We start from the raw sequence: 18,016 nt of genomic DNA on the forward strand, positions 1-18,016 counted from the left end.
AACACCGGCAACGACGCCGGTCGCCCCCGCTCACAACCCCGATGAAACATCGAGGCTAGGCACGACAGTCAGCGTACTTGGACGGACCGCCCCACGCCACGGAGCAGCGTCCGACAACTCATACGTTGAAGCGGAACTCCACCACGTCGCCGCACATACCAACCTCTCATCCCTCGTCTGGCGTGCGAGTGGTCATTCGTCACTGAGGGCGTCCGAGGCAATTGCGGCAGCGACAACTCGACGCCCGATCGAGCTCTGGAATCGAATCAGGTACCCGTCGGGATCGGTCACGAGGAACTGCGTGACACCTGCTTCCTCGCTATCACTCACGCGGTACCACTTCGTCTCCGGCTGCATAAAAAGCGACCGCTCCGCTTTCGCAAGTGCTGCGAGGATCGGCTCGAGCTCAGGCACGCCGATCTGGAAGTTGATTCCCCTCCCGAACGGCGAAGCCAGCTCTTGGGTCAGCCAGTTGCGACCGACTCCGCGCTGCTCGAGCATGATGTGTGCGCGTCCGCGGGTGATGTACGCGAAGCCCTCGGCAGGGCGGTCATAAGCGATCTCGAAACCGCAAAGGCTGCACCAGAAGTCGACGCTCTTCGCAACGTCGGTGACGAGTAGTTCGGGAACGAGATCGGGTTCGTAGTCAGCATCAGCCATCCAGCCATCCTCTCAGCCGTTACTGTGCCGGTCACGGCCATTCGAGAGCGGTCGGGGCGGTGCATCAGAAAGGTTGAACCGGAACGCAACTAGACGTTGAAGCGGAACTCCACCGCATTCCGGCACAGACCAACCTCTGGCTCCTGAACCGTCACAGAACAGCGGTTCCTGAGAGGACCACCTCGGCTCGCCCGCCGACCCACAATGCGTGGTCGTCGACACTGATATGGATGCGACCTCTTCGGCCCATCGCGGTTCCCTGAGCGGCGACATAGGGGGCGATGGCGCGTTCGGTCGCGATGAGCCACTCTGCGGCTGCAGCGTTAAGGCTCCCTGTCACCGGATCTTCGAGCAGCGGCCCGTCGCCCTCGGTGAAGAAAGCCCGAAGTTCGAACGCCGTCTCCGAGCCGACGTCGTGAGCGCCGATCACGCCGATGTCCCAGCGGCCTGGATGCGCTGTCGCGTCTGGACGCAGCTTCAGAACACTGTCCGCGTGATCGAGCAGAAGCCCCACCCAGCCTGGGCCGTTGTCGAGCCATTCCGCGTCCAGCACCCGTTCGCGCTCGACCCCCAGGATCTTGATCACTACGGCGAGAAGGTCGGGGTCGACGGGACCCGAGCGAGTTCGTGGGGGCGCTGTGAAGGCGACGCGGTCCGCCTCGACGCGCACGGGGACCAGCCCAGCACCGCATTCTTACATCACGACGCCTGACGTCACGGGGATGCCGCCTGCGTCCAGCCCTGCCTGCGCGGCTCCCAGGGTCGGGTGCCCGGCGAACGGGAGCTCAGTGTTCAGGCTGAAGAGGCGCACCCGATAATCCGCGACCGGCTCGGTCGGCGGCAGCACGAAGGTGCACTCGGAGAGCTTCGACCAGACCGAGAACCTCCGCATCGCCTCCTCGTCGAGCCCCTCGGCATCGAGGACCACTGCGACCGGATTGCCGGTGCAAGGATCCTCGCCGAACACATCGACCTGACGGAATCTGCGCTCCAGGGATGTCGCGGTCACGTTGCCTCCTTCGTCGTGGAAGCGAGTTGGTCAGTGGTGGTGATCGACTCAGTCGCTCGCACACCGCCGCGCTGTGCCGCAGCCCCGGCGGCGTGGCCAGGAACTGACGGCGCTACTCTTGATAGCCGAGTTCTTTGATCATGTGGAAATTGGTCATCACAACGCCCCCGGTCACGGGATGCTGTTCGTCCACCACATGGAAGCCGAGCGATTCGAAGAGCGGGCGAGCCGTGATGCTCACATTCGAAGAAAGCCGACGCGCTGACGTCTTCACTGCCCGGAGCTCGAGGAATGTCAGCAGCTCGCGCGCCACACCTTGTCGTGCGAATCGCGGGGACACGAACATCATGTCGACATACCCGTCGGCGCTCACATCGGAGAACCCCGCCAACTGCCCGCTGATGAGGGCGACGTGGCTCCCCCGCGCAAGCATCGACCGATCCCACCCAGAGACATCGCGGTCGTCCGGTCGCGCCCATGCCGCGATCTGTTCCGGCGTATAGTCCGCTGAGGCCGTGACGGTGATCGCGTCGTGGAAGATGCGCAGCGTCTCGCCGGCGTCAGCGCTGTCGTAGGAGCGTATTCGGATCTGTGATCGGGAGCTGCTCACGGCTCCATGGTGACATCCACGTGGAGACCACTCAGCCATCGACCTCAGACATTGACGCGGAATTCCTCCGAGTTCCGGTACTTACCCACCTCTGGGTGGAACCTGCGCAACATTCGCGCCCGCACGCCCTTCAAAAACCTCGATGATGCAGAGATCGTCAGGGCAGGCCTGCTGTTCGCGAGGCAGGCAGCGGCTTCACCATGATCAAACAGGGTGTGCCTTCACCCCAGAGCGCGGTCTCCTCCAGCGGCAGAAAACCCCACCGCTCGTAGAAGTGACGAGTGCGCGCATAACCGGGATCTGGGTGCGAGGCTCCGAGGGTCTTCACCTGCAACAGCCGCACCTCACGGCGAACCGCATCGTCTTCGACGGCCCTGAGCATTGCCGTGCCGACGCCGGTCCCGTGCACTGACCGGTCGACGACGGTGAGGTGCGCTTCAGCGACATGAGGAAAGTGGCGATCGATCAGCGTGACACCGACGACCACTCCCTCGCTGTTACGGACCGTCCATGTCTCCTTGGAGCGAGCTGCTTCGATGTACTCCTCGTTGGATTCCGGCTGCGCGAACCACTCGGGGACCGTGGTGAGCAACCTCGCGACGTCCTCAGGCACCTGCCGGTCGAGCCCAGCAACCCATGCAGTGCTGCTCATGCGACCACGAGAGGCGTGATCGCAGCGACCTTGTCGCGCAGCGCCCGGCGCTCCAGGCGCAGCTCGTAGTTCGACTGCAGGTTCATCCACAACTCCTCGGACGTCCCGAAGAACCGTGCCAGGCGGATCGCCGTGTCAGCGGTGATCCCCCGCTTGCCGTGCACGATCTCGTTGATGCGCCGTGGCGGCACACCGATGGACACCGCGAGCTTGTTCTGCGTGATCCCGAAGCCCTCGATGAAGTCCTCCATGAGGATCTCCCCCGGATGGATCGGCTCGATCAGATCGACCTCAGTGGTAGTCGATGAGTTCGACATCTTCTGCACCTCCCTCTCTCCAGACGAAGCAGAGACGCCATTGCGCGTTCACGCGAATGCTGTGCTGCCCGCGTCGGTCGCCAACCAGACGCTCCAGACGGTTGCCAGGTGGAACCCGGAGGTCCTCGACATCCTTCGCCGCATGGATCAGCTCGAGCTTCCGCAAGGTCGCCCGCTGCACCGTCCGGTCAACGCGCTTGACGTACTGCTCATGCCAGATGCGCTCGGTGTCCTTGCTGCCGAACGATCTGATCACGAGACAAGTGTATAACGGAGTCCGTCAATAACGCTAGACGTTAAACCGGAACTCGACTAAGTTCCGGCACGGACAACCATCTGCGTCAACTGCCCGCCACGGACCTCAAGAGTGGTCGGCGACCAACCTCCCAAGCACGTCGAGATCGTGGCGGTCCTCCGGCCGGAGGTCGTAACCGAGCCTCAGCGCCATGAGTCGCGCGGCGCACGCGACAACTACCGAGCGATCTCCGATCACTCCGACCGCGCGCTCGCGCGCTCGGTGGACGAACGAGTCTTCACCGAAGCCCTGCTGGACCCCGTCGCCGACACAGTCCACGTCCATCGGATGGATGTCGACCGCCCTGTCGCCGGCGCGCAGCTCAACTCGGATCGGACGCCAGTCCTCCACGATGCTGTATCCGCGACCGAGCAACCATTCCATGAGGGCGTCGACCGTCGTCGAGTCGACGAACACATCCAGATCACCATGCGATCTGGTCTGGGAACCGTGCAGAGCGTCAACGGCCCATCCGCCGTTGACCTGGTAGACGACTGATCGCTCCTCGAGCCAGCCAACGACTCGGACTACCTCAGCGGCGTCCATCCCGCTGAAGGTCATGCGGATTGCAGCGGCACGATGGCGTCGATCTGCTCAGCCGCGCGATCCTCTGCGAGGTCGAGGTCGTAGAGCGTCTGCAGGTTCAGCCAGAACTGTGCGGTGGTGCCGAAGAGCTTGCCGAGCCGGAGCGCGGTGTCCGCCGTGATCCCCCGCTTGCCATGCACGATCTCGTTGATCCGCCGAGGCGGGACGCCGATCGACACGGCGAGCTTGTTCTGCGTGATCCCGAAGCCCTCGATGAAGTCCTCCATGAGGACCTCCCCAGGGTGGTTCGGGGCAATCTTCTCAGTGGTAGTCAACGATCTCCACCTCCTCCGGTCCTGCGTCGGTCCGCACGAACCAGATCCGCCACTCGTCGTTGATCCTGATGCTGTGCTGCCCGGCGCGGTCGCCCTTCAGCGCTTCGAGCCGGTTGCCCGGCGGGACCCGAAGATCCTCGATGGACTCCGCCGAGCCCACCTGACGAAGCTTGCGCAGTGCGACCCGATGGATCCGATGATCGATCGAGCGCACTCGCTCACGACGCCACAATCGTTCGGCGTCCTTGCTCCCGAACGATCTGATCACGAGACCAGGATATAACGACCGGCGTCAATAACGCTAGACGTTAAACCGGAACTCCACCACGTCGCCGCACATACCAACCTCTGCCGCCAGACACGAGTTAGATGCTGCGCAAGACGGCGAGACGCTCCCTGGCCGCTCTGCGAACCAGCCAGATTATATGCTCAATATCCGTTCGCCACTCCCCTGATATTCTCATCCGGATGACTACCCCTGATGCGCATGCACTAGAAGCGGCCGAGCGATGGACTTCCTCGCAGATCAAGAACTGGTCGCCACAGTGGCGGACGAATCTAGCAGAATGGCTGGAGCCAAACCTCGCCCTCGTCGGAGATTCTGAGTGGGGCGGCCAGATCCGGGACATGGTTCAGCTCCCCGTCCAAGACCCCCTCGCGTGGGCGAACAGACGCGTGGAACTGCCGAACGGACATTGGGCCGTCGCGGGTATTCGGTTCCGGGGGCGAGACATTGAGAAGCCATTCGTGGACATAATCGCAACATCACTGCCGCCTGAACCATTGGGATTTGCCGCTCTCGGTGATGTTTTGCCGAGCTTCGACGCCTTCTCGCCGCTGTGCATGCGCGTCAACCTACCCGACCCGGAACAGCGACTTCGAGCGCTCACTGGTTCGGGTATGGATGTTGGACAAGCTACGCCAGATCTGCTGATCGTGGCACGCCCCGTAGCCGAGATGCGCGAGCAGCCTCTGGCCGACCGCTACGACGATGTGACTCTCGTTGCTTGCGCTCCGGAAGAAGCAGCAGAACGCGTCGCGGCAATCTACGAAGCACTAAAGCCATCACGGCCGCAACTGGGCCAGTGGGCCGTGCCGGCTGACGCAGAGTCGCTTGAGGATGCCGCGGAAGAAGGGCTACTTTTCGAGATTCGCGTGGGTGGCACCTCAGCGGGCATTGTGGCCGCAGAGCGTGATGATTCCTACGGATTCACTGGCTTCTGCATGCAGGAGATCGCCCTCAATTCAGCACATCGCGGACAACGTGTGGGCATCGCCGCCTTACAGCGGCTGACGCGACAAGTGCCGGCGAACACTAACGATGTGCTTTGGGGGCATATCCATCCAGACAACGTACCGTCTCTGCGTAACGCCCGAGACAGCGGGCGACAAGTGGTTACCGCTCATGTGTGGGTCACGCCTACTGGATACCGCGGAATGCCAACGACCTAAGCGGTTGAGGCACTTACTCGCCTGGTTGCGCACGCTAGATCGGAACTCCGGCAAATTCCTCGGCTTGAGGCAGAAGAGACGAAAACCCTATTCAGGCGGCATTTTTATACGTTGAACCTAAATTCCACCACGTCGCCGTCCTTCATGACGTAGTCCTTGCCCTCGATACGCACCTTGCCCTTGGCCTTGGCCTCGGCCATGGAGCCGGCCTCGAGGAGGTGGTCGATGGAGACGATCTCGGCCTTGATGAAGCCTCGCTCGAAGTCCGTGTGGATCACGCCGGCGGCCTGCGGGGCGGTGGCGCCCTTGGGGATCGTCCAGGCGCGGGACTCCTTGGGGCCGGCGGTGAGGTAGGTCTGCAGGCCCAGGGTGTCGAAGCCGACGCGGGCGAGCTGAGCGAGGCCGGACTCCTCCTGACCGGTGGACTCGAGCATCTCGGCAGCCTCGTCCTCGTCGAGCTCGATCAGCTCGGCCTCGAACTTGGCGTCCAGGAAGATCGCCTCGGCGGGGGCCACGAGGTTCTTCAGGGCCTTCTGCGAGGAGGCGTCCGCGAGGCCTTCCTCGTCGGTGTTGAACACGTAGATGAAGGGCTTCGCGGTCATCAGCTGCAGCTCGCGCAGTGCGGCGACATCGATGCCGGCGTCGTCGGCGCCCTGGTAGAGCGTCTTGCCCGTCTCCAGCAGCGCCTTCGCCTTGACGACGTTGGGCAGCACGGCGGCGTCGACCAGTCCGCGCTTGGTGTCCTTCTCCAGGCGCTGCATCGAGTTCTCGATGGTCTGGAGGTCGGCCAGGATCAGCTCGGTGGTGATGACCTCCATATCGTTGGAGGGGTCGGTGGAGCCCTCCACACGCGTCACGTCGGGATCGGCGAAGGCGCGGGTGACCTGGCAGATCGCATCGGCCTCGCGGATGTTGGCGAGGAACTTGTTACCCAGGCCCTCACCTTCGCTGGCGCCCTTGACGATGCCGGCGATGTCCACGAAGGAGACGCTGGCCGGGACCAGCTTCTCGCTGCCGAACACCTCGGCGAGCTGGCCGAGTCGCGGGTCGGGCAGCGGGACCATGCCGACGTTGGGGTCGATCGTCGCGAACGGGTAGTTCGCTGCGAGGACCTCAGCGCGGGTGAGGGCGTTGAAGAGGGTGGACTTGCCGACATTGGGCAGACCGACGATTCCGATAGTAAGAGCCACGGGACGTGATTCTACGTGGCCTGTGCGGAGCCCGTGCCCGGAGACGATGAGCCACTGGTCTCACCGAACCACGGGAGCAGGTTCAGTACGCGACGGTGAAGCGTTCGCGGCGATGCGCGGGCTTCTCGATCTCGTCGACCAGCGCGAGCGCGAGGTCCGCACCGGAGATGAACGAGGTGCCGTTGGAATCGGTGAGCAGCACTTCTCCGCCCACGCGGTAGATGCCAGTCGCCTCGCCAGGGGCGAAGGATCCGAAGCCGCCGGCAGGGCTGAGGAAGAACCAGTCGACGCTCTCGTCGGACTCCCGCAGGTCCTGCAGGACGGCATCGAGCACGCGCGGCTCCTCGGCGAACTCGGTCGGGAACTCGGGCGTGTCCACGAGTTTCGGGCCATCCTCGGCAACCAGGAGCGACCCGGCGCCGCCGATCACGCCGAGCCGCACGTTCTTCTCCGCCGCGAGACGCGCCAAGGTGGACTGCAGGGCGCGGAAGGCCCCCTTGTCCGCCATGTCGCCGCGGGGCGCGAGGGCGGAGACGACCACGTCGGCGCCGTCGAGAACGCTCGCCAGGAACGCCTCGTCCCGAGCATCACCGGTGCGGTACTCCACGCCGTCGACAGGCTGCTCGGCGGCCGTCCGGCTGACGGCGAGGACCTGGTGGCCACGACCGGCGGCTTCTGCGGCGAGATGGCCTCCGGCGTATCCGGTGCCGCCGAGAACGATGATGCGAGCCATGGACTCTCCTTCCGGGCGCTCTGCTGAGCGCGATGATCGATGCGGGGCTGACGTCGCCCCCTCTCCCCGACTGACGTCGTGGGCTTGACACTCACTGTAGGTGACCTAGTCTCTTCAAGGAAGTAGGCACTTCGCAGTAACCGTCTTCTGCACGTGGATCTGCGCTCCACGAGTCCCCATGCCGTCTCTGCCCCGACCAGAACCAGGAGCCCCTGTCATGGCCTTGCTCGACTACGACCCCTACGCGCGCGACTGTCCCTCGCGCCAGCTGCTGGACCGGATCGGCGACCGCTGGACCGTGCTCGTCGTCGGCCTCCTCGAGGACGGCCCCCTGCGCTTCTCCGAGCTCTCCCGCCGCGTCGACGGAATCTCCCAGAAGATGCTCACCCAGACCCTGCGGGCTCTCGAAGCCGACGGGCTGGTGCTGCGCACCGCGTACCCGGAGATCCCCCCTCGCGTCGAGTACGAGCTGACGGCCCTCGGCCGGTCGCTCCTGGATCCGCTGCACGTGCTGGTCGCGTGGGCCACGGAGAACATGGGCGAGGTGCAGGCCGCTCGGGAACGCACCTCCGCCGCCTGAGCGGAGTCCCCGGACCCCTCTCGCCGGCGCACCGATCTGTCTAGGGTGGCGACATGGCTCCTCATCCCGACCCTGCACGCCCCCCGAACAGATCTCGCAGGCTCCTCCCCTGGATCCTCGGCGGTGTCTGTGCGCTCATCGCCGTCGTCGTCGTGCTCGTGCTCGCGGCGGGCGCCGTCTGGTACTTCGCGCTGCGCGAGACCCCGCAGTCCGTGGTGGAGGACTACTTCGCGACCTGGAACGCCGCCGACTGCGAGCGCTACGAGGAGATCACCACCGAGGCGTACCGGGGCGAGGAGTACACCTGCGAGTTCTGGCAGGAGAACATCGCCCAGCAGAAGGAAGAGGGCATCGAGTACCACGATGAGGTGGTGGACTCCCAGGTCGACGGGGATCGCGCGACGGTGCACGTCGAGGAGAAGACGACGAAGGGGTCAGAGAGCACCGAAGGGATCTTCGACATCCATCTCGTGCGCGAGGACGGCAGCTGGCGGCTCGACAGCACGACGATCATCCAGGAGCCCGAAGCCCTCTGAGCTCGGGCCCGGCGCCGCGGGAGTCGTCATGGCCGGCCTGGCCGGAGTTCCCGGAGTGGGCACGCGAACGCACCGAACTCCCTAGGGTGGCGACATGGCCCCTCATCCGGACACCGCGCACACCGGGGGCAGGTCACGCTCCCTCCTCCCCTGGATCCTCGGAGGGGTCTGCGCGCTCATCGCGATCGTCGTCGTCCTCGCGCTCGTGGCGGGTGCCGTCTGGTATTTCGCCCTGCGGCAGACGCCCGAGGATGTCATCGAGGAGTACCTCGCAGCGTGGAACTCGGCGGACTGCGAGACCTTCGAGGAGGTCACGACCGAGAAGTTCAAGGGCGAGGACTACACCTGCGAGGTGTGGAGCGACGACATCGAACAGCAGGAGGAGGACGGCCTCGAGTTCGAGGACGAGATCGTGAGCTCCGAGGTCGACGGGGACCGGGCGACGGTGCGCGTCTCGGAGACGCTGACCGATGGTTCCGACGTCTCTGAAGGGGCCTTCGACTGCATCCTCGTCCGCCAGGACGGCTCCTGGCTCCTCGATGACATCCAGATCGTCGAGGAGACGGACGAGAGCTGAACGACCGCTCCGGACGCCCGGTGCACAGGCCGGGCAGGCGTGGCGTCGCTCGTCCGTCACACCCCCGTGATGTGCTGACACCATGACCGGTACACAGATGCTCCTGCTGGGAATCGCGCTGGGTGCGGCGCTCGGAGCCGTCGTCAGCTGGCTCGTGATGCGCGAGCGTGTCCGGACGCTCGACCAGCAGCAGCGCGCCGGGACGGACGCCTCCGGTCACCTGCTGCGTCTGGCCGACGAGCGCCACGAGCGCGATGTCGCCCGCCGCGACGCGGCCGAGGAGGAGCGCGAGGTCGAGCTGCAGCGCACACTTGCCCCCATCACCACCACCCTCGCCCACCTGGAGCGCTCGTTGGCCCGCTCCGAGGCCGCCCGGCTGGAGGCCGAAGGGGCGCTGCGCTCCCACCTCGCGCAGCTCGCGCAGCGGGCGCAGTCCCTGGAGACCGGCACCAGCGCACTCACCGCAGCACTTCGAGCCCCGACGGCGCGCGGCCGCTGGGGCGAGGTGCAGCTGCGCCGGATCGTCGAGGCCGCCGGGATGCTCGAGCACGTGGACTTCACCGAGCAGCTCGCCGGCACACGGGCCGACGGGAATGCCGGGCAGCGGCCCGACCTGGTCGTGCATCTCTCCGGGGACCGGCACGTGGTGATCGATGCGAAGGCCCCGATGGACGCCTACCTCGACGCGACCGAGGAGACCGATCCCGTGCGCGCCTCGACCCGTCGGAAGGCTCATGCGAAGGCGCTGCGCCACCACGTCGGCGTCATCTCCTCCAAGGCGTACTGGAAGGCGCTCGGAGACACCCCGGAGTTCACCGTGCTGTTCGTGCCCAGCGACGGGGTGCTCGCCGCAGCGCTGGAGACGGACCCGACCCTGCTGGACGACGCCTTCAGCAAGGACGTCGTGATCGCCTCCCCCGCCACGCTCGTGGCACTGTTGCGCACGGTCGCGCACACCTGGCGCACCGACGCTCTGAACCGTGATGCCCGCGAGGTGCTCGACGCGGGTCGCGAGCTCCACCACCGCCTGGGCACGTTCACCGGTCACCTGGGCAAGGTGGGCCGCTCGCTGGACTCCTCGGTCGCCGCGTTCAACGAGGCCGTCGGATCCTTGCAGACCCGGGTTATGGTCACCGCTCGCCGCTTCGAGGACCTGGGCCTGACCGGCACCGCGGTCGACGAGGTCGACCAGCTCACCCGTCGCGCCCGCACCTTGGAGGAGGCAGAGATCGCGGATCTCGCCGCGCCCGCGTCGGCCCCGAAGTCCCTGCCCTCGCGTGAGAACCGCGCGGGCTGAGCGGCCTGCGCGATCTGCAGGTCAGGACTCTGCGGTGGCGCCGTCCCCGGTGGGCTTCGTACGGCGGTCGGCCACACCCTGGGTCTTCATCTCCTGGCGCAGCTCGCGCGGCAGGGAGAACATGAGGTCCTCGGTCGCAGTGCGCACCGGCTTCACGTCGCCGTAGCCCCTCTCCGAGAGCTCGGCCAGCAGCTGCTGGACCAGCACGTCGGGCACGGAGGCACCGGAGGTCACACCCACGGTCCCGACGCCCTCGAACCACTCGTCGCGCAGCTCGGACACGGAATCGATGCGGTGGGAGGCCTTCGCACCGGCCTCCTTGGCGACCTCCATGAGGCGCACGGAGTTCGACGAGTTCGGGGAGCCGACGACCAGCACCAGATCGGCGTCCGGGGCGATCTTCTTGATCGCGACCTGGCGATTCTGGGTGGCGTAGCAGATGTCGTCGCTGGGCGGGGCCTGCAGCGTGGGGAAGCGTTCGCGCAGGCGGTCGACGGTCTCCATCGTCTCGTCGACGCTGAGGGTGGTCTGCGAGAGCCAGACGACCTTCTCGGGGTCGCGCACGGTCACGTTGACCGCATCCTCGGGCGAATTGACGATCTGCACGTGCTCCGGGGCCTCGCCGGCAGTGCCCTCGACCTCCTCGTGGCCCTCGTGGCCCACCAGCAGGATGTCGTAGTCCTGCCGTGCGAAGCGCACGGCCTCCTTGTGCACCTTGGTCACCAGCGGGCAGGTGGCATCGATGGTGCGCAGGTTCCGCTCCTCGGCCATCTCCCGCACCCTCGGCGAGATGCCATGGGCGGAGAAGATCACGAGGGCACCCTCGGGGACCTCGTCGACCTCCGTGACGAAGACGGCGCCCTTCTCCTTGAGACGGTCCACCACGAACTTGTTGTGGACGATCTCGTGGCGCACGTACACGGTCTCGTCGAAATGCTCGAGCGCTCGTTCGACGGCGACCACAGCCCGGTCGACTCCCGCGCAGTAGCCGCGCGGTTCGGCAAGAAGGACGGTTCCATTGCTCACCGCTCCATCGTAGGAGGTGGCGCCGGACAACGGCAGGGACGTGCGGCAAGACTCACCACACCTCCACAGGGACGTCACGGGGGCGGAGGTTCCGTCGGTGCGGAGCCGCGGTCCGCACGGCCGCACGGTCGCAGGGCCGGGGCACAGGTTCGGGCCGCAGAGTGGGGGCGCAGGTCGCCGACGGGCAGGCGACCTCTCCTCCCCACCGGTCCTCCGTCCCCGATCCGGCGCGAGGCGAGCGAGCTGTCCCATCGGCATGCCAGAGTGTTCCCATGACCGAGACGAGTTCCGTGCAGGAGGCAGGCGACGGCGACGCCCCCCGGCCCGCGCCGGCCGCCACCGCCGCTCAGACCACGGCGGAGAATCCCTGGCCGTTGCGACAGCTGTCGGTGAAGGTCGGCGAGTACGTGGCCCGGATGTCGCCGCTGTGGGTCGAAGGCGAGATCGTCCAGCTCAACCGCCGCCCCGGAGCCGGGCTGAGCTTCATGACGCTGCGCGACATCGATGTGGACATGTCGTTCTCGGTCCCGATCCGTGAGCACGTGCTGCGCGCGCTGCCCATCGAGCCGGTCGCGGGTGCGCGAGTGGTCGTCCACGCCAAGCCGACCTTCTGGACCAAGCGCGGATCGCTCCAGCTGGAGGCCGACGACATCCGCCCCGTGGGCCTCGGCGAGCTGCTGGCCCGCCTCGAGCAGCTCAAGCGAGTCCTCTCCGCCGAAGGGCTCTTCGCGGCCGCCCGCAAGCAGCCGCTGCCATTCCTGCCCCGGGTGGTGGGGCTGATCTGTGGGCGTGAATCCGCCGCCGAGCGCGACGTGGTCGTCAACGCCCGTCGCCGCTGGCCCGCCGTGGAGTTCGAGATCCGCGAGGTCGCGGTCCAGGGCGTCAAGGCGGTGCGAGAGGTCTCCGCCGCGCTGAAGGAGCTCGATGGCCGGGACGACGTCGACGTCATCATCATCTCCCGTGGCGGAGGCTCCCTCGAGGACCTCCTCCCGTTCTCCGATGAGCAGCTCACCCGCCTGGTGGCCGCGGCGAAGACACCTATCGTCTCTGCCATCGGCCACGAGGTGGACACGCCCCTCATCGACCTCGCCGCCGACGTCCGCGCCTCCACCCCCACCGACGCCGCCAAGCGCGTCGTCCCCGACATCCAGGCCGAGCTGGACCAGCTCGATCTGGGACGCACCCGCCTGCGCTCGGCGATCCGCGCCCGGCTCGAGCGGGAGCAGTCGGCGCTGGACGCGATGCGGTCGCGGCCCGTGCTGGAGAACCCCGCCACGATCCTCTCCGGCCGGGCCGACGAGATCCGGTCCCGGATCGCCCTGGCCCGCACACTCGTCGGAGCTCGCCTCGACCGGGCGGCCGACGAGATCGACCACCTCGGTCGCCAGGTGCGCTCCCTGAGCCCGCTGGCGACCCTCGAGCGCGGCTATGCCGTGGTCCAGAGCCCCGACGGAACGATCGTGCGCACCCCTGGCGCGACCGCTGTCGGTGATCCGCTCTCCGTCCGGGTCGCCGGCGGGCGCTTCGGCGTCGAGCACGTCGAGACCGACCCGTACACGCCCCCGGCACCCCCGACCTGATACCAGGCTCAGGCATCCGCCCTGCTCCGGCATCTGCCCTGCTCCAGCACCCGTTCCGATCCAGCGTCCGAGGAGTCCCCATGACCCAGTCCCCCGCCGAGAACCCACCCCTGGACCCCGAGGTGACCGCATCGCCGGCCCCCGAGGTCACACCTGCTGATGATGCGCCGCTCCCCGCGGACATCGCCGAGCTGTCCTACGAGGCCGCCCGGGACCAGCTGGTCGAGGTGGTGCGCCGACTCGAATCCGGGCAGGGCGGGCTGGAGGACTCCATCGGGCTGTGGGAGCGCGGCGAGATGCTCGCCCGCCGCTGCCAGCAGTGGCTCGACGGCGCGCGGGTCCGCCTGGACGACGCGGTCAACGCCCGCCGTCAGGACAGCTGACCCACGCCGCCGAGCTCTGCCCGTGAGACGAACTCGGCCGCTGAGACGAACTCAGCCCGTGTGACGAGCTCAGCCCGTGATATCGGCGAGCGCGGCCTCGGCCAGCGCGGACAGCTCCTCGCGGTCCGTCTCGCCGTGGACCAGCAGTCCGAAGTCCTCGCCCTCGCAGGAGATCCCGACCGTCTCGGCGCCGTCCTCGCCGCCGCTGAGCGCCTTGCAGTCGGTGCCGCCGATCGTCAGCTCCTCCTCGACCACGGTTCCGGGGAGCGCGGCGGACAGCATCGTGGCGCTCACCTCGGACTCCTCGGTGAGGGTCACCAGCGAATCGCTCGGAGAGGTGTAGTCCACCTGCCAGCGAGGAGTGTCGCCGTCAGCGAAACGGGCGGACCGCTCCGACCACTCCTCCCCCATCGCCGGCGCGGCGACGGGGAAGCCGGCGACGTCCTGCGCCCGCTCGGCGCTCGCCGCGACGTCGAGCTCCGAGTTCTCCAGCGGGGTGCGGTCGCTCGTGCTCCCCACCCCGAAGAATGCGATCGCGATGACGACCACGAGGGCCATCGTGAGCGCGATCGCCCACACCATGTTCCGCAGCACGGTGTTCTTCCGGGACGGCAGCTCGTAGGCGGACTTCGGCTGCGGAAGCGGCTGCGGAAGCCCCGAAGAAGACTCGTCGGGCGTCTCGGGGGCGTCGTCAGGGGGCACGTGCATATCCCCTATTGTGCCGGTGCAGCGAACGCCCGTTCACAGGATGGTGCCGGGCCCGTACGAGGCGGTCGCCTCGCCGCTGACCGTGGCACCGCCCCTTCCGTTCGCCCAGACCGGGGAAACCTGCAATGATCGTGCGGTGACTGCGAGATTCCTCATCGCCGGAGAAGCCCTCACCGACATCGTCGTCGAAGCCGACGGTTCGCGTCGTGAGCATCCCGGTGGATCCCCCCTGAACGTGGCCGTGGCCCTCAGCCGCCTCGGCCACGATGCCCACCTGCTCACCCGCATCGGCCCGGACCCCCGGGGCGATGCGATCCGTGCCCACCTCGCCGACTCCGGGGTCCGGCTGACCCCGGGAAGCTCGATCCAGGACCGCACGTCGACCGCCGAAGCCACGCTCGACGCAGACGGCGCCGCGACCTACACCTTCGATCTGGTGTGGGATCCGGACCCGTCGGGTCTGCCCGGCGAGGTCGACGCGGTGCACACCTCCTCGATCGCCGCCGTGATGTCCCCCGGGGCCACGACCATCGAGGACGTGCTGCGCCGCAGCCGCGACCGCTCCACGATCAGCTACGACCCCAACGCGCGCCCCACTCTCATGGGCGACCCGGCCTCGGTCCGCGGACAGGTCGAGGCGAACATCGCCCTCAGCGACGTCGTGAAGGCTTCCGACGAGGACGTGGCCTGGCTGTACGGCACCGACGACCTCGAGGACGTCGTCGCGTCCTGGTTGCACCAGGGCCCGTCCCTGGTGGTCATGACACGCGGCGGCGAGGGTGCCGTGGGCTTCAACGGCTCCGGCCGGGTGCAGGTCGCGCCGGTCGTGGTCGACGCCGTCGACACTGTCGGCGCCGGAGACACCTTCTCCGCCGGCATCCTCGATGCCCTCGCGGCGAAGAGCCTGCTCGGTGCCGAGCACCGGGAGCAGCTGTCCACGCTCCCCTCGGACGAGATCGCCAGCGTGCTGCGTCGGGCCGCGATCCTCGCCTCCATCACCGTCTCCCGGGCCGGGGCGAACCCGCCGTGGAGCCACGAGCTCGGCTGAAGCCGCTCCGGCCCGCGAACTCCGCTTCGTCCCCACGTCCCACGTCGTCCCCACGTCCCCCCGACCTCACGTCCCGAATCTCTTCGCCACCGACCACTCAGAAACCGCACCACCGAACGACCACACCAGGGAGGCACATCCATGTCCCAGTCCACGCCCGCCGCCTCGCAGGACGGCTATCGCATCGAGCACGACACCATGGGCGAGGTGCGGGTCCCCGCCTCGGCCCTGTACCGGGCACAGACCCAGCGTGCGGTGGAGAACTTCCCGATCTCCGGACAGGGCCTGGAGCCCGCCCACATCCACGCCCTCGCCCAGGTCAAGAAGGCTGCTGCCCGCGCCAACCAGGACCTCGGCGTGCTGGACGGCGCCATCGCCGACGCGATCGTCGCAGCGGCCGACGCCGTCATCGCCGGTGGCCACGACGACCAGTTCCCGGTGGACACCTACCAGACCGGTTCCGGCACCAGCTCGAACATGAACATGAACGAGGTGCTCGCGACCCTCGCATCCACCGACGCCCTCGAGGTCCACCCCAACGACCACGTGAACTGCTCGCAGTCCTCCAACGACGTCTTCCCCACGTCGGTGCACGTGGCCGTCACCGCGGGCGTCGTCGAGAAGCTGCTGCCCGCCCTCGCCCACCTCGCCGAGTCGCTCGAGACCAAGGCCGAGGCATGGAAGGCCGTCGTGAAGTCCGGCCGCACGCACCTGATGGACGCCACCCCGGTCACCCTCGGCCAGGAGTTCGGCGGGTACGCCGCCGCGGTCCGCTACGGCATCGAGCGCGTCGAGGCTGCTCTGCCCCGCACGGCCGAGGTCCCCCAGGGCGGCACCGCCGTGGGCACCGGGATCAACACCCCGGCCGGCTTCCCACAGAAGGTCATCGCGAACCTCGCCGAGCAGACCGGTCTGCCGCTGACCGAGGCCCGCAACCACTTCGAGGCGCAGTCCGCCCGCGACGGCCTGGTGGAGATGTCCGGTGCGCTGCGCACCATCGCCGTATCGATCACGAAGATCTGCAACGACCTGCGCTGGATGGGCTCGGGGCCCAACACCGGCCTGGGCGAGATCTCGCTCCCGGACCTGCAGCCGGGCTCCTCGATCATGCCGGGCAAGGTCAACCCCGTGATCCCCGAGGCCGTGCTCATGGTCTGCGCAAAGATCGTAGGCAACGACGCGGCCATCGCCTGGGGCGGTGCCCAGGGCGCCTTCGAGCTCAACGTGCAGATCCCGCTGATGGGCACGAGCCTGCTGGAGTCGATCCGCCTGCTCGCCAACGCGAGCACCGTGCTGGCCGACAAGACGGTCGACGGGCTCACCGCCAACGAGGAGAAGGCCCGCTTCTACGCCGAGGCCTCCCCCTCGATCGTGACCCCGCTGAACAAGATCATCGGCTACGAGAGCGCCGCGAAGATCGCCAAGCACGCCGTCGCCGAGCAGATCTCGGTGCGCGAGGCCGTGGTCGCACTGGGCTTCGTGGAGCGCGGCGAGGTCACCGAGGAGCAGCTCGACTCGGCCCTGGACGTCCTCTCCATGACCGCACCGAAGGCCTGACCGCCAGCTCAAGACCAGTACGCATCCACCGGCGCCTGGTGTGCAGCCTCTCCGCATGGAACGGGGCCTGCACACCAGGCGCCGTTCCATGCGGCACGCCGCACGCATCCCTCAAAGCGTCACGCTCCACGCGTCCCGCCACGCATCACGCTCCACGCGCCCTTCTACGCATCACGCCGCACGCAGCCCCTCTACGCGTCACGCTGCGAGCATCCCCTTCCCCGGGCGCGGAGAACGCAGATGAAACCCTCGCTGCAGAACCGCGAGGAGCATCTTCTCTGTCTCGTCCCAGTCGAGGAATACCTGCTCCCAGGTCAGCCGGACGACCTGATATCCCATCGCGACGAGATAGAGATCCCGCCGGCGATCCTCGTCATATCCCGTCGGATCATCGTGGAACTGACGGCTGTCGCATTCGACGACAAGGCTGCGGCCAACCAACAGGTCCATCCGGCGACTCTGCCCAGGGAACCTCGCCTGTGCTCTCACTCCGACGCCTCGGGATTCCAACCACCACCGCACCGTCGTCTCCGTCCCTGACTCCGCATCGGCCCGGATCCTCGACAATGGCCGACGGAATCGTGCCGGGAGACCCTCCACCAGCGCTCGAGCCGCAGAGAGAGTCATCCGCTTCCTGTGCACGGCAGACTCCAGGAGTACCGCCGCGTCCACGGTAGGAAGGCAGCGAACCGCATGTTCGAGCACGAGATCCAGCCTTGGCACGGGGTCGTCATCGGGCCAAGCTCGCGGAGCCGGATCGTGGAGAACGAGCTGCTGGGGACCCGGACTCTCCGCGTCGTCGCTGTTCCACCGACGCAGCGGCGCGATAGTTGTCGATTCGAGCTGCTCCCGGTCCACCCCTGCCCGTGGCCGATACACGTGCACGCCGTCTGCTAGCGGACATGCCAATCTCCCTGTAGGCGGACACGGACTTCCTTGCTGACGG

At 67.3% G+C, this 18,016-nt stretch carries 22 protein-coding genes and 1 pseudogene; 9 read left to right on the forward strand and 14 right to left on the reverse strand.

Translation table 11 applies throughout. The annotated features are described in order from the left end of the window. Positions 1-192 precede the first annotated feature (192 nt). From INT49_RS19875 to INT49_RS19915, 9 genes and pseudogenes are all read right to left on the reverse strand, one after another. Positions 193-660 (reverse strand): bleomycin resistance protein, encoded by a 468-nt coding sequence (locus INT49_RS19875; RefSeq protein ID WP_193119486.1) that lies wholly within the window; start codon positions 658-660, stop codon positions 193-195. Positions 661-811: 151 nt separating this feature from the next. After that, positions 812-1,669 (reverse strand): annotated as a pseudogene (locus INT49_RS19880) (PhzF family phenazine biosynthesis protein). 112 nt (positions 1,670-1,781) lie between these two features. Continuing rightward, positions 1,782-2,279 carry a GNAT family N-acetyltransferase gene (locus tag INT49_RS19885; RefSeq protein ID WP_319021714.1) on the reverse strand — a complete coding sequence of 166 codons (498 nt, stop codon included), beginning with the start codon at positions 2,277-2,279 and terminating at the stop codon, positions 1,782-1,784. 157 nt (positions 2,280-2,436) lie between these two features. Beyond that, entirely contained in the window at positions 2,437-2,931 is a 495-nt protein-coding gene (locus INT49_RS19890; protein WP_193119488.1) for a GNAT family N-acetyltransferase, read from the reverse strand. Then, the gene (locus tag INT49_RS19895) at positions 2,928-3,248 is read right to left on the reverse strand and encodes a HigA family addiction module antitoxin (protein ID WP_193119489.1); all 321 of its coding nucleotides are present in this window, start codon (positions 3,246-3,248) and stop codon (positions 2,928-2,930) included. The genes INT49_RS19890 and INT49_RS19895 overlap by 4 nt, the downstream gene beginning before the upstream one ends. Next, positions 3,223-3,504, reverse strand: a complete 282-nt coding sequence (locus INT49_RS19900) for a type II toxin-antitoxin system RelE/ParE family toxin (RefSeq protein WP_193119490.1) — start codon at positions 3,502-3,504, stop codon at positions 3,223-3,225. Before INT49_RS19900 ends, INT49_RS19895 begins: the two co-directional genes overlap by 26 nt. A gap of 105 nt (positions 3,505-3,609) precedes the next feature. Next, positions 3,610-4,089: a nucleotidyltransferase domain-containing protein gene (locus INT49_RS19905; protein ID WP_226851066.1), complete on the reverse strand. Its 480-nt coding sequence runs from the start codon at positions 4,087-4,089 to the stop codon at positions 3,610-3,612. 11 nt (positions 4,090-4,100) lie between these two features. Further along, on the reverse strand, positions 4,101-4,403 hold the full coding sequence (locus INT49_RS19910; RefSeq protein ID WP_193119491.1) for a HigA family addiction module antitoxin: 303 nt from the start codon (positions 4,401-4,403) through the stop codon (positions 4,101-4,103). Then, the gene (locus INT49_RS19915) at positions 4,390-4,671 is read right to left on the reverse strand and encodes a type II toxin-antitoxin system RelE/ParE family toxin (RefSeq protein ID WP_193119492.1); all 282 of its coding nucleotides are present in this window, start codon (positions 4,669-4,671) and stop codon (positions 4,390-4,392) included. Before INT49_RS19915 ends, INT49_RS19910 begins: the two co-directional genes overlap by 14 nt. Positions 4,672-4,871: 200 nt before the next feature. Here INT49_RS19915 and INT49_RS19920 point away from each other — a divergent pair, with 200 nt between their 5' ends. After that, entirely contained in the window at positions 4,872-5,855 is a 984-nt protein-coding gene (locus INT49_RS19920; protein WP_141393428.1) for a hypothetical protein, read from the forward strand. A 104-nt stretch (positions 5,856-5,959) separates the two neighbouring features. Here the strand turns inward: INT49_RS19920 and ychF are convergent, their stop codons facing one another. Both ychF and INT49_RS19930 read right to left on the reverse strand, forming a co-directional pair. Beyond that, positions 5,960-7,045 carry a redox-regulated ATPase YchF gene (ychF, locus tag INT49_RS19925; RefSeq protein WP_193119493.1) on the reverse strand — a complete coding sequence of 362 codons (1,086 nt, stop codon included), beginning with the start codon at positions 7,043-7,045 and terminating at the stop codon, positions 5,960-5,962. An 82-nt stretch (positions 7,046-7,127) separates the two neighbouring features. Next, positions 7,128-7,778: an NAD(P)-dependent oxidoreductase gene (locus INT49_RS19930; RefSeq protein ID WP_193119494.1), complete on the reverse strand. Its 651-nt coding sequence runs from the start codon at positions 7,776-7,778 to the stop codon at positions 7,128-7,130. 217 nt (positions 7,779-7,995) lie between these two features. Here INT49_RS19930 and INT49_RS19935 point away from each other — a divergent pair, with 217 nt between their 5' ends. The 4 genes from INT49_RS19935 to INT49_RS19950 all read left to right on the forward strand — a co-directional run bounded on the left by INT49_RS19935 (position 7,996) and on the right by INT49_RS19950 (position 10,768). After that, positions 7,996-8,358: a winged helix-turn-helix transcriptional regulator gene (locus INT49_RS19935; protein WP_193119495.1), complete on the forward strand. Its 363-nt coding sequence runs from the start codon at positions 7,996-7,998 to the stop codon at positions 8,356-8,358. Between the two features lie 53 nt (positions 8,359-8,411). After that, positions 8,412-8,894: an Rv0361 family membrane protein gene (locus tag INT49_RS19940; protein ID WP_193119496.1), complete on the forward strand. Its 483-nt coding sequence runs from the start codon at positions 8,412-8,414 to the stop codon at positions 8,892-8,894. Between the two features lie 94 nt (positions 8,895-8,988). After that, positions 8,989-9,471: an Rv0361 family membrane protein gene (locus tag INT49_RS19945; RefSeq protein ID WP_193119497.1), complete on the forward strand. Its 483-nt coding sequence runs from the start codon at positions 8,989-8,991 to the stop codon at positions 9,469-9,471. Between the two features lie 82 nt (positions 9,472-9,553). Then, the gene (locus INT49_RS19950; protein WP_226851068.1) at positions 9,554-10,768 is read left to right on the forward strand and encodes a DNA recombination protein RmuC; all 1,215 of its coding nucleotides are present in this window, start codon (positions 9,554-9,556) and stop codon (positions 10,766-10,768) included. Positions 10,769-10,789: 21 nt separating this feature from the next. Here INT49_RS19950 and INT49_RS19955 read toward each other — a convergent pair whose 3' ends face one another. After that, complete coding sequence (locus INT49_RS19955; protein WP_193119498.1) at positions 10,790-11,794, reverse strand: 4-hydroxy-3-methylbut-2-enyl diphosphate reductase; 1,005 nt, start codon at positions 11,792-11,794, stop codon at positions 10,790-10,792. Between the two features lie 272 nt (positions 11,795-12,066). Here INT49_RS19955 and xseA point away from each other — a divergent pair, with 272 nt between their 5' ends. Further along, positions 12,067-13,374 (forward strand): exodeoxyribonuclease VII large subunit, encoded by a 1,308-nt coding sequence (gene xseA, locus INT49_RS19960; protein WP_193119499.1) that lies wholly within the window; start codon positions 12,067-12,069, stop codon positions 13,372-13,374. Between the two features lie 80 nt (positions 13,375-13,454). Further along, entirely contained in the window at positions 13,455-13,757 is a 303-nt protein-coding gene (locus INT49_RS19965; protein ID WP_193119500.1) for an exodeoxyribonuclease VII small subunit, read from the forward strand. A gap of 69 nt (positions 13,758-13,826) precedes the next feature. Here the strand turns inward: INT49_RS19965 and INT49_RS19970 are convergent, their stop codons facing one another. Next, positions 13,827-14,465: a DUF4245 family protein gene (locus INT49_RS19970; protein ID WP_193119501.1), complete on the reverse strand. Its 639-nt coding sequence runs from the start codon at positions 14,463-14,465 to the stop codon at positions 13,827-13,829. A gap of 136 nt (positions 14,466-14,601) precedes the next feature. Between INT49_RS19970 and INT49_RS19975 the strand changes: the two genes are divergently transcribed. Then, positions 14,602-15,513: a carbohydrate kinase family protein gene (locus INT49_RS19975; protein ID WP_319021715.1), complete on the forward strand. Its 912-nt coding sequence runs from the start codon at positions 14,602-14,604 to the stop codon at positions 15,511-15,513. A 141-nt stretch (positions 15,514-15,654) separates the two neighbouring features. Next, positions 15,655-17,070 carry a class II fumarate hydratase gene (locus tag INT49_RS19980; protein WP_193119503.1) on the forward strand — a complete coding sequence of 472 codons (1,416 nt, stop codon included), beginning with the start codon at positions 15,655-15,657 and terminating at the stop codon, positions 17,068-17,070. Positions 17,071-17,268: 198 nt separating this feature from the next. Here INT49_RS19980 and INT49_RS21680 read toward each other — a convergent pair whose 3' ends face one another. After that, positions 17,269-17,520, reverse strand: a complete 252-nt coding sequence (locus tag INT49_RS21680) for an endonuclease domain-containing protein (protein ID WP_404801962.1) — start codon at positions 17,518-17,520, stop codon at positions 17,269-17,271. Between the last annotated feature and the right edge of the window lie 496 nt (positions 17,521-18,016).

The organism is Brachybacterium tyrofermentans (genome assembly GCF_014897585.1).
GTDB lineage: Bacteria > Actinomycetota > Actinomycetes > Actinomycetales > Dermabacteraceae > Brachybacterium > Brachybacterium tyrofermentans.